The sequence below is a fragment of the Prevotella sp. CAG:255 genome (genome assembly GCF_000431195.1).
Taxonomy (GTDB): domain Bacteria; phylum Bacteroidota; class Bacteroidia; order Bacteroidales; family Bacteroidaceae; genus Prevotella; species Prevotella rara.
Map to the genome: position 1 here is coordinate 20,224 of NZ_HF986856.1, position 11,376 is coordinate 31,599.

At 51.6% G+C, this 11,376-nt stretch carries 11 protein-coding genes; 4 read left to right on the forward strand and 7 right to left on the reverse strand.

Annotated features, from left to right (window positions below):
• The first annotated feature begins 61 nt into the window (after nucleotides 1-61).
• Both QVO66_RS11700 and QVO66_RS11705 read left to right on the forward strand, forming a co-directional pair.
• On the forward strand, nucleotides 62-1,084 hold the full coding sequence (locus tag QVO66_RS11700; protein ID WP_021855678.1) for an electron transfer flavoprotein subunit alpha/FixB family protein: 1,023 nt from the start codon (nucleotides 62-64) through the stop codon (nucleotides 1,082-1,084).
• A 157-nt stretch (nucleotides 1,085-1,241) separates the two neighbouring features.
• Nucleotides 1,242-2,972, forward strand: coding sequence for an acyl-CoA dehydrogenase family protein (locus QVO66_RS11705; RefSeq protein WP_021855679.1), 1,731 nt, complete (start codon nucleotides 1,242-1,244; stop codon nucleotides 2,970-2,972).
• 561 nt (nucleotides 2,973-3,533) lie between these two features.
• Here QVO66_RS11705 and QVO66_RS11710 read toward each other — a convergent pair.
• From QVO66_RS11710 to QVO66_RS11740, 7 genes are all read right to left on the reverse strand, one after another.
• Nucleotides 3,534-4,070, reverse strand: a complete 537-nt coding sequence (locus QVO66_RS11710; protein ID WP_021855680.1) for a hypothetical protein — start codon at nucleotides 4,068-4,070, stop codon at nucleotides 3,534-3,536.
• 496 nt (nucleotides 4,071-4,566) lie between these two features.
• Entirely contained in the window at nucleotides 4,567-5,505 is a 939-nt protein-coding gene (locus tag QVO66_RS11715; protein ID WP_021855681.1) for a HipA domain-containing protein, read from the reverse strand.
• Nucleotides 5,506-5,602: 97 nt separating this feature from the next.
• A complete protein-coding gene (locus QVO66_RS11720; RefSeq protein WP_021855682.1) occupies nucleotides 5,603-5,947 on the reverse strand; it encodes a HipA N-terminal domain-containing protein in 345 nt (114 codons plus the stop codon).
• 89 nt (nucleotides 5,948-6,036) lie between these two features.
• The gene (locus QVO66_RS11725; RefSeq protein ID WP_021855683.1) at nucleotides 6,037-6,258 is read right to left on the reverse strand and encodes a helix-turn-helix transcriptional regulator; all 222 of its coding nucleotides are present in this window, start codon (nucleotides 6,256-6,258) and stop codon (nucleotides 6,037-6,039) included.
• A 198-nt stretch (nucleotides 6,259-6,456) separates the two neighbouring features.
• Nucleotides 6,457-7,752: a D-alanyl-D-alanine carboxypeptidase/D-alanyl-D-alanine endopeptidase gene (gene dacB, locus QVO66_RS11730; protein ID WP_021855684.1), complete on the reverse strand. Its 1,296-nt coding sequence runs from the start codon at nucleotides 7,750-7,752 to the stop codon at nucleotides 6,457-6,459.
• Nucleotides 7,736-8,164: a PH domain-containing protein gene (locus tag QVO66_RS11735; RefSeq protein ID WP_021855685.1), complete on the reverse strand. Its 429-nt coding sequence runs from the start codon at nucleotides 8,162-8,164 to the stop codon at nucleotides 7,736-7,738. The genes dacB and QVO66_RS11735 overlap by 17 nt, the downstream gene beginning before the upstream one ends.
• Complete coding sequence (locus QVO66_RS11740) at nucleotides 8,161-8,328, reverse strand: hypothetical protein (RefSeq protein ID WP_021855686.1); 168 nt, start codon at nucleotides 8,326-8,328, stop codon at nucleotides 8,161-8,163. The genes QVO66_RS11735 and QVO66_RS11740 overlap by 4 nt, the downstream gene beginning before the upstream one ends.
• A 137-nt stretch (nucleotides 8,329-8,465) precedes the next feature.
• On the opposite strand from QVO66_RS11740, the gene nadB reads away from it, so the two are divergent.
• Both nadB and QVO66_RS11750 read left to right on the forward strand, forming a co-directional pair.
• Nucleotides 8,466-10,061: an L-aspartate oxidase gene (gene nadB / locus QVO66_RS11745; protein WP_021855687.1), complete on the forward strand. Its 1,596-nt coding sequence runs from the start codon at nucleotides 8,466-8,468 to the stop codon at nucleotides 10,059-10,061.
• A 754-nt stretch (nucleotides 10,062-10,815) separates the two neighbouring features.
• Nucleotides 10,816-11,358, forward strand: a complete 543-nt coding sequence (locus QVO66_RS11750; protein WP_021855688.1) for a TlpA family protein disulfide reductase — start codon at nucleotides 10,816-10,818, stop codon at nucleotides 11,356-11,358.
• Nucleotides 11,359-11,376: the final 18 nt, after the last annotated feature.

Sequence of the window (11,376 nt, forward strand, 5' to 3'; positions counted from 1 at the left end):
TGCCACAGAAATGCACAAGGACACGTTCCCGGTTTTCTTTCACAAATAAAGCAAGTAAATTATGAATAACGTTTTTGTTTATTGCGAAATAGAGGGTACTGCCGTTGCCGAAGTATCTCAAGAATTACTCACCAAAGGACGCAAGCTGGCCAACCAGCTCGGTGTTGAGCTCAACGCCGTGGTTGCCGGTACAGGCATCAAGGGCAAAGTGGAAAGCCAGATACTGCCCTACGGCGTCGACAAGCTGTTTGTATTCGACGCAGAAGGACTGTTCCCCTACACATCCGCACCGCATACATCTATCCTGGTAAATCTGTTCAAGGAAGAACAGCCGCAGATTTGCCTCATGGGAGCAACCGTAATAGGCCGCGACCTCGGTCCGCGCGTATCGTCATCTCTCACAAGCGGACTCACCGCAGACTGCACACAGCTCGAGATTGGCGACTACGACGACAAGAAGACAGGCAAGCACTATGAGAACCTCCTGTATCAGATACGCCCCGCTTTCGGCGGAAACATCGTTGCCACTATCGTCAACCCTGACCACCGTCCGCAGATGGCTACAGTGCGCGAGGGCGTGATGAAGCGCGAGATTCTCGACGAGAACTACAAGGGCGAGGTGGTTTATGCCGACGTTGCGAAGTATGTTCCCACAACCGACTATATCGTAAAGGTTATCGACCGCCATGTTGAGAAGGCTAAGAACAACCTTAAAGGCGCGCCCATCGTTGTTGCCGGAGGCTACGGCGTAGGCAGCAAGGAAGGCTTCGACATGCTGTTCAAGCTGGCAAAGGAACTTCACGGAGAGGTTGGAGCAAGCCGCGCCGCTGTTGACGCAGGCTTCGTTGACCACGACAGACAGATCGGACAGACCGGTGTAACCGTTCATCCTAAAGTATATATCGCCTGCGGTATCTCAGGCCAGATACAGCACATAGCCGGCATGCAGGACTCAGGCATCATCATCTCGGTGAACAACGACCCCGACGCTCCTATCAACCAGATTGCCGACTACGTAATCGTAGGCAACGTTGAAGACGTGGTTCCGAAACTCATCAAGTATTACAAGCAGAACAGCAAATAATCAAATAAACCGGGAGTTGAGCCTCACAGCCACAAGCCGGCACAACATGCCCTACGCATCGCGACAGCCGGCGCACGGCGGCAGACACAAGGCAAAGCCCTGACACGACGCCAGCCGTAACACAGCTCCCATTTATCTCATAAAAAGAATAACAACAATGGCAAACTATTATACAGACCATCCTGAGTTTGAGTTTCACCTCAACCATCCTTTAATGAAAAGGATTGTCGAACTGAAGGAACGCAACTTCGCCGACAAGGATGAATATGCAGACGCACCTGTTGACTATCAGGACGCTTTGGAGAATTATAAAAGAGTGCTTGAGATTACAGGCGACATTGCTGCCAACGTGCTCGAGCCCAACAGTGAGGAAGTAGACCTCGAGGGTCCGCACCTCGTTGACGGACGCATGCACTACGCATCGAAGACCTACGAGAACCTTGACGTTACACGCAAGGCAGGACTCTGGGGCATATCAATGCCTCGCCGTTACGGCGGCCTCAACATGCCGGTAACTCCCTACTCTATGGCTTCTGAGATTGTTGCCGCAGCCGACGCCGGCTTCCAGAACATATGGAGCCTTCAGGACTGTATAGAGACTCTCTATGAGTTCGGCAACGAGGAGCAGCGCCAGAAGTATATTCCGCGCGTTTGTGCCGGCGAGACAATGAGTATGGACCTCACCGAGCCCGACGCAGGTTCTGACCTGCAGCGCGTAATGCTCAAGGCTACATACAGCGAGGAAGAAGGCTGCTGGCTGCTCAACGGCGTAAAGCGCTTCATCACCAACGGCGACTCTGACATTCACCTCGTTCTGGCAAGAAGCGAAGCCGGCACACACGACGGCCGCGGACTGTCAATGTTTATCTATGACAAGCGTCAGGGCGGCGTAACAGTGCGCCACATTGAGAACAAGCTGGGTATCCACGGCTCACCTACCTGCGAGCTTGTATACAAGAACGCCAAGGCTGAGCTTTGCGGAAGCACACGCATGGGTCTTATCAAATATGTAATGGCACTTATGAACGGCGCACGTCTGGGCATCGCAGCACAGAGCGTGGGCGTAAGCCAGGCTGCATACAACGAGGCTCTTGCATACGCCAAGGAGCGCAAGCAGTTTGACAAGGCCATCATTAACTTCCCGGCCGTATACGACATGCTGGCACGCATGAAGGCAAAACTCGACGCCGGACGCAGCATTCTGTATCAGACAGCACGCTACGTTGACCTATACAAGGCTCTCGAGGACATCTCGAAGGAGCGCAAGCTCACACCTGAGGAGCGCCAGGAGATGAAGACCTACACACGTCTGGCAGATGCATTCACACCGCTGGCAAAGGGTATGAACTCTGAATATGTAAACCAGAACGCCTACGACGCAATACAGGTTCACGGCGGTTCGGGCTTCATCATGGAGTATAAGAGCCAGCGCCTCTACCGCGACGCACGTATCTTCTCTATCTACGAGGGTACGACACAGCTGCAGGTGGTTGCCGCTATACGCTACATCACCAACGGAACTTACCTCTCTATCATCAAGGAGATGCTGGCTGAGGAGGTTGCCGAAGAGCTGAAGCCGCTGCAGGTACGCGTTGCCAAGATGACAGAACTCTATGAGCAGGCCGTAAACTATGTTAAGGAGGCCGGCAACCAGGAGGTTCAGGACTTCCTTGCACGCCGTCTGTACGAGATGACCGGCGACATAATCATGTCACTGCTCATACTGAGCGACGCCACACGTGCTCCTCACCTCTTCACAAAGAGCGCCAACGTATATGTACGCCATGCTGAGGCTGAGGTGATCGGCCACTCTGCTTATGTAAAGAGCTTCATCGAGGAAGACTTGGTAAACTTCCGCGCAGTTGAGGAGAAAGCCGCAGAGGAATAAACAATGAACAAACGAAAAGACATGAAGACGGTCTCGGCAAAGATATCTGAAAGTCTTTTTATTTGATACGTTACTACGCGTAACAACAACAGCCAGGCACATACGGAACCGGTTTCCGCTATGTGCCTGGCTTCGTTTTTACCATATTCCGTTATCTTCCATATAACAATCTGACCGACTTATGCTGCCGCTCGCTGCCAGGCAGAATGACAGAAAAACTTTTTCTTAAAAAACTCGTCACTCGTCACAACCGGCCTTAACATGCAGAATATCAGCAAGATGCAGTGTGACGAGTTGAATTGTCAACTCATCACAACTCGTCACATGACGCTTTTTCGCCCCCTAAACCGGCCATCATAATTCAGCATTGTTGCGGTATGTTTCCGGCAGAGACTGCCGACGACGACACGAAAGGCGGACGGCAAGACGATAACGGAAAAGACTAGAACGGCTTAGAGCATATATGTGTCTGTAAGATAAAATCACATTCGGGCAATGAACGGTTGACGGTTAAACGCACAGCGCCACACTACGAAAGTTTCAGGCATGTCCGCATGACGCTCATTTCCACACCTGCCATCCGTCTACAAGACTGAACAGACGGCCGAGCGACTTGCTGTATGCCGCCGGATAATGCAGCGCATAGACAAACCATACATTGTCGCCCTTGACATATTTTGCATAATAACGGAATCCGTCGATGAGCATCCCGTCCTCATAAAGCGGCGACGACACCACAAAGCTGTTGCCCCTGCGGCGGCATGAGTCGGCCTTCATGGCAGAGGCTATCGAGTCCATATACTCCTTGAAGCCGCGCTCCTCTCTGTCGTAGACCACGTAGCACTCTATCGTGAGCTGCCAGAAATCGAAGCGCGAGCATCCGAAATAGCGGCCGGTGGTGTCGTTGCTCTTTACGAATATGTCGGGATAACGTGCCACGAAGCCAAAGTCGCGGTCTTTATATTCTGCAAGCGGCGCCACATTGAGCCTCTCCATGAGCCGCCGTTCCATGTCGGGCATATCGTCCTTGCGGTCAAGGGCGTCTATGCCGAAAGCCAAAGCCGTGAGCAAGATGGCAAAAACAAGTATCTTTCGCATAATGCTTAAATCTGAACTATCCGGGTTGTTACATTGCGCAAGCATGCTGCCGCTGCTGCCGGACATTCAGTCTGCATGCCGAAGGCACACATTCCGACGGCTGAGCGGCAGCAGCCCGGCGCAAGCTGTGGCAACTATGCAAAAGTAACGATTTGGCTGTTTTGCAGTGAAAAAAACTTACTGACATTTGTCTGACATTTCACGGATAACGCCCCGAAATGAATGTCAGACAGCAAAGACCGGGAACACCCGCTTTGCAAAAGGCCATCTTTCGGCATGCAAAAGGGCACCTTTTACAAGCTAAAAGACCGTCTTTCGAAAGGTGAAAGACGGCCTTTTGTAACATGCTGAATATGTGTAGGTTACGAAAACCATAAGCTACGGCAATATGATGCGGCAAGAGCATCAAGCAGGCAGGGTTGCATCCGCCCACCTGCCAAGGCTAACCGGCGATATGCATCTGCCTCAGCAGCTACCGCCAAGCCCTGGGCTTATCCTATTTCAGCATTATTATGCGGCGCAGGATGAGCGTCTTATACTGATGCTTCATGTCTTCCGGCAGGAACGACATGTCGATAAGCTCAAACCACTTAGACAACACACGGCTGAACTTGCGCGCCATGTTCTCTATCACCTTCTCCTCAATGCCCGACGAAGCTATCGACTTTATGAAGTCGGCCTTGCGCAGCTTGCGCTTCTTTCCGTTGAGCGTCAGAGCCAGCTCCTCGGTGTCCTCGGGCATTACGAGGGCCGTTGAGAGCATGTCGTAAGCCGGAGTGAGCGTATACGAGCCGTCCATGGCGTTGTAAAGCGAGAAGTTTTTCAGGTGCATGTCGGCGTTGCCCGTTATCCATGAAAAGACGACAACCTCCCAGAAGTTTACCACATCGAGCTTCGGCGTGGCCGAATATTTCCTTATCGCCTTGGCTATCTGCTCGTAAGAGCCTTTATATTTATACTCGGTAAGCCTCTCCGTCAGCTGGCACATATCCTCCATCGGTATCTTGTGCCCGTCGGCCGTGCGGTCTATTCGCCTTGTTATGTAGCACAGCTCGCCGTCGCTGAAGCGTATAAGGCTATGCGGAACGACGGTAATCTTGGCAGCCTCGGCCAGATGCATCGTCAGGTCTTCAAGCTCGGGCAGCGCGCGGTATGTGGTGGTCTGCGGCTTCAGGATGAAGCGTCCCCACAGGCCAACGATGGTAAAGCGGTCGGGCTCGTTCCTGCCTCCGCGGTCGATGTCGAGCGAGAGCTTTGCCTGCACACCCGTAAGCGTAGTCTGACTGCGCACCACCTGACGCGCCAGGTCGCCAAGCTGCGCCCTGACATAAGGCAATGAAGGCGCATTGCGCGTGCCGAAAAACTTGCGGGCACAAGCCGGATGAAAGTCGGTCTGCCCCTCCTTCAACTCCTTGTAACAATAAAGACACCTCATGGTTAATTCATAATTATTAATTCATAATTCATAATCAGATAAACAAAAGAACACCGAGACAGAGGATTTAAATTTTTAATTTTTACCTTTTAATTTTTCATTCTTCCCGTTCTTCCTCCTTGTCGTCCTGTTCCGGCACCACGCTCACAGCCCCTATGCAGTCCTTGCAGCAGGCAAGAAGCAGCGACATGCGATCGCGCTGGTTTATCTTCCAGCTCTTCTCGGCAATGTTGAGGAGCCATCCCTCAGGAATAAGTCCGTCGAAAAACGGAAACAGCACGGTGTCGTGATAAGGCTTGTCGGTAAGGGGCAGCGTAAGGCTGACGGCCTCCGCCCCGTCGGAAGCAAGAAAGTCGGGGTCGTACAAGAACGTAAATCCGTTCTCGTCTTCAGTGAGTCGCCCTGCCAAACGGTCGTAAAGATATACTATCGCTGTTTTCATAGGCACAAGGTTTTAGTCTGTAAGGAATAAAAAACACGGAGACAAACACGCCATACGGCCATGCCCCGCATAACGGCACACGGCACGGCTCACTCATGTTCGCGCCCGGAGCGTATCTCCACGGCACCCACCTGTCGGCCAAAAAGGCTCAGCACCTGGTTCACTTTGTCCATGCGCAAGGTCTGCTTGCCCTGCTCCAGCTCACGGACAAAGCGCAGACCAACGCCCGACTTGTCGGCCAGGTCTACCTGAGTGAGGTTAAACTTCTTTCGCATTTCTTTAACAAAATCTGCTATCAGTCTGTCGTCCATTTTATACCCGTTTGGGTACAAATATACAAAAGAAATATAACAATTATACCTTTTAGGGTATAATTTTATTAATTTTATCTCATATTACACCCTATCGGGTATAAACATAAGTAATATTACCAAACTTTTTATTAAATAAAATTAGGCATAAAAACTAAAAAAGGCAGGCTAGCCGTGACGGACTAGCCTGCCTTATGGTCAAGGACGGCACAGCGCCTCGCACACGCGGTCTTGAAAACGGCGGCCCGAAGACGAGTGTCTTATGCCCATGTTGATTATCGAGAAGCACAGCACATGGCCGTTGGCAGCCGTGCAATAGCCCGCAAGGGCACTCACGCCGGTAACGGTTCCGGTCTTGGCATGCACGTTGCCGCGAGCATATCCGCGCAGCATGCGGTCGTCGAGCGTGCCGTCAACGCCGGCCACAGGCATGAGTTCGCGCAGCGGCTCATATATCTTTTTATGCTTATAGGCATATTTCAGGAATGCCACCTCAAGCTCGGGCGACACATAATTATACAGAGACAGGCCGCTGCCGTCGGCAATGTAATACTTTGAAGGCTTGAATCCGAGCTGCTGAATCAGCCGGTTCATAACCTGGCGGCCCTGCTTAGCCGTGGCAGGAGCATAAGAACCGGAAGACGCTGCCAGATGATAGAACACCGATTCGGAATAAAGATTGTCGCTCTTTTTCATCATGCGGATCATCACGTCGCCAATAGCCCGCTCAACGGTGCATATCCTGCGGGCGTTGCCGGGCGTGCGGCATGAGCGCACGCTGCCGTCTACGACGATGCCGGCCCTGTCAAGCTTCTTTCTGAACGACTCAACGAATTCGTCCTTTCGCGATACAAGCAGCGGCGAGAGCACGGGGTTGTCATCGTCCCAGCACCATCCCTCGCCGAGGCGGTCGTCGTCTTTCATGGAGAAATCGGCACAGATGTCGCCTGCAATAGTGTCGATGCCAAGACTCTTCAGGCTGTCTACGAAGTCGTTGAGGTCGGACGTTGTGAACGCAGGGTCAAAGTCGCCCTTGCAATAAATATCACCCCTGAGCACACAGCTGTCTATCGTACCTGAATAAGAAAGCGTGGTCTTATACTTATAGCCATAGCCAAGCCTGTCGAGTGCGGCCACAGCCACCATCATCTTCAGCGAGCTTGCCGGACGCATAAGCTGCCGGGCGTTGTGGCAGAATATAGCCGAGTCGGCCGTAAGGTCGTACACCATTATGCCCACTGTCGACGTCTCGAACATGTCGTTCTCAAGAAGCGAGCCTATCCTTGCCTTTACATTTGCCGGCCATGGCAGGTCTTCTTCGGATATAACGGTGTCGGCGTCGGCCGTGTCTTCGTCATTAACGGCGTATGCCGCAATGCTTCCGCGCCCACTTGCCGCGCCTGCCACGCCCGTAACAGACACCATGGCAACCAGCATCAAGGCAAAAAACAGCTTTATTGCAGATTCTGTATTTCTGTTATTCTTTATCTTCATCTTTATTAATGTTTAAGCTTATGCGCTCCTGCCGGTCTCTCACCTCGCGCATGAAGGCCTCCTCATTGACCGGCTGCACAGTGGTTTCGTGGCCTGCGCCATACTCTATAAGGATGTATCTCACGCCAAGCAGACCGGGCCTGACCACCCTCATGCGGATAATCTCGTTGACGGGGACAGACAGGCTGCGCGAAAAGCGGCCGCGACTGATGATCAGCCGTCCGTCGGACGTGAGCACATAGACCGTATGTATTATCCTCTCTATCATCAGGACGACGACACCCATAAGCAAAAAGCCCACAAGGGCATTGACGGCAGAGCGGTGCCATAGAGAATAGATGGCTGCCCCTGCAACTACAGCTATGCACGTGTAATTGAGCCACGACGCACGATAATGGAAAGAACGGTTCACTGAAACACTGTTTTTAAATATTTGCCGTATGGCAGAATGCCCTTGCCGGTCTTACGGCACGAAAGCAGCGCAGCGGCAGACAACACGCCTGCGGGCGACAAAAGCGCGCCGACGAAGCCGGCAGACAGGCCACACGGACCACCAACATCTATTTTTTTGACCATGCAAAGGTAGCTATTTTATCATTAAAAGTGGCATTTTGATGTTTTAAAGTAACCTTATATATGTCAAAAATAGAAATCAGGCACACTCAATTTCAAAAATTCTTATTACTTTTGCAAATGTTTTATAATATATCTTTATGGTATTCAAATACGACTTTTTGATTATCGGCGCAGGAGTTGCCGGTATGAGCTATGCCCTTAAAATTGCAAGAGCACACAAAGGCAAGATATGTATTATTTGCAAAACTACACTTGACGAGGCAAACACAGCGTTTGCCCAAGGCGGCGTAGCGTCAGTAACCAACCTCAAGGTGGACAACTTTGAAAAGCACATTGAGGACACAATGATTGCGGGTGACTACATAAGCGACCGCAAGGCTGTGGAGCAAGTTGTAAGAAACGCGCCGGCGCAAATAGCAGAACTCGTCAAATGGGGAGTGAACTTCGACAAGAAAGAGAACGGAGAGTTTGACCTTCACCGCGAGGGAGGACACTCTGAGTTCCGTATCCTTCACCATGCCGACGACACGGGAGCCGAGATACAGAGGGGCCTGATGGAGGCTGTGAGAAACACGCCGGAGATAGAAATAAAGGAAAATCACTTTGCGGTAGAGATTATAACGCAACACCATATGGGCATCGAGGTGACAAGACGCACACCAGACATTGAGTGCTACGGTGCCTACGTGCTGAATCCTGACACAGAGAAGGTGGACACTTACCTGAGCAAGGTTACGCTTATGTGTACGGGAGGATGCGGAGCCGTGTACCAGTCGACCACCAACCCGATTATATCTACGGGCGACGGCGAGGCCATGGTATACCGCGCAAAGGGAACAGTGCAGGACATGGAGTTCGTGCAGTTCCACCCGACAGCGCTCTATCATCCCGGAGAGACTCATCCGGCATACCTCATCACCGAGGCAATGCGCGGCTACGGAGGCATACTGAGGCTGCCTAACGGCGAGTCGTTCATGGAGAAATACGACAAGCGCCTGTCGCTTGCGCCACGCGACATCGTTGCACGCGCTATAGACAAGGAGATGAAGATTCACGGACTTGACCACGTATGCCTTGACGTTACGCACAAGGACGCCGAGGAAACCAAGCACCACTTCCCCAACATCTACCAGAAGTGTCTGTCGATAGGCATTGACATCACAAAAGACTATATACCCGTAAGACCTGCAGCCCACTATATGTGCGGAGGCATCAAGGTTGACCTCAACGGCGAATCGAGCATACACCGCCTGTATGCCATAGGCGAATGTTCATGCACCGGACTGCACGGAGGCAACCGCCTGGCAAGCAACTCGCTGATTGAGGCCGTTGTATATGCCGACGCTGCAGCACGCCACTGCCTCGAGCATGTTGACGAATACAGCTTCAACACGCAGATTCCTGAATGGAACGACGAGGGAACGATGACCAACGAGGAGAAGGTTCTCATAACACAGAGCGTCAAGGAGGTTGGCCAGACCATGAGCAACTACGTGGGCATAGTAAGAAGTAACCTGCGACTGAAGCGCGCATGGGACCGCCTCGACCTGCTGTATGAGGAGACCGAAGCCCTGTTTAAGCGCGTAAAGGCAAGCCGCGACATCTGCGAGCTGCGCAACATGATCAACGTGGGCTACCTGATTACGCGTCAGGCAATAGAGCGCAAGGAGTGCCGCGGACTTCACTACACGATAGATTATCCGCTCCACGCCTACGACAACAAGAAAGACTGACAAGCCGAGGGCTTTGCTACCAGCGCGAGGAAAGATGCCCAAACGCCGGACGCACGCCTGAAACTGATGATAAAACAGACAAGAGTCTGCCGCCCTTAACTTACGGACGGCAGACTTTTTTTGTGCCTTTTCGCATGGCAGGCAAGGCGGATAATTATGTACAGAGTTTTCTGTAATCTGGAGAATGGACTTTAAACGGATGTTAATTTGATACCGGCTAAAGTCCCATTTCATTAACTTACGTTCACAAAACTGATGCAAAATAGCCAACAAATCATCAGTTATGCACACTGAAAGCAATGAGTTTGCGTCATGATTTGTGCCGTTTTGCATCATGAAAGCTATGCTTTTGGCATACAAAAGGCCATGTTTTGCATTCTCAAACCATATGCACAATCATACATTTAAGCATAACTATCTGATAGGCAAGACGTTACATAGAACATTAAAGAAATGGAGTTTTTCATCCGAAATCATGCTTTTGCCAAGAGCATGGGCACTCTGAGAGCGTCAAAATCAAAAAGTTTTCTGTTTGCAATGCCACAAAACACGACAAGCAGAACCTGCCCTGAGAGGCTGATGCGCATACGGCCAGGCACAGAAAAAGCGTCAGACAGCATTAAGTTGTAAGCCCTGCGGCTTGCAGAAGTGACATAAATATCTTATTTTTGCAGACAGAGACACATGTTAAACCTTGCGGCAGGCTACGGCACACACCAACAGGCCGGCCGGCAAAAACAAAAGACACGGCAACATGAACAACACTTTGATAATCAAGCTGACTGCATTTCTTACGGCACTGCTATGCATGGCTTCATGCACGGTAGGCGGAGACGACGACAACGAATACGGAAAAGGAATGCTGGAAGAAGGCACCATTGCCCCCGACTTCATGATATACACCGACAGCCGGCCCGAGGGCTTCGCGCTCAGCTCGCTGCGCGGACAGTATGTTCTGATAGAGTTTTGGGCGTCGTGGTGTCCCGACTGCCAGAAAGAAACCGAAAACATGAAGCAGATGTATGCCACTTATGCTCCGCAGGGCGTGGTGTTTGTTGGCGTTTCGTTCGACACCGACAGAGACCAGTGGCAGCAGTATATCAGCGAGAACGGCCTTAGCTGGATTCAGTTCAGCGAATTAAAGCCGTGGAAAGAGAGTTCTATTTCCACGGCTTATAACGTCAGGTGGATTCCCACCTTATATCTTATCGACAAAGACGGCCGCGTGGTGCTTGGCACGGTCAGCGTGGCCGAGATGAGCAGCAGGCTCGCCGCCCTTGGTCTTAGCGGTCAGTAACGGCTGTAACAGGACTGC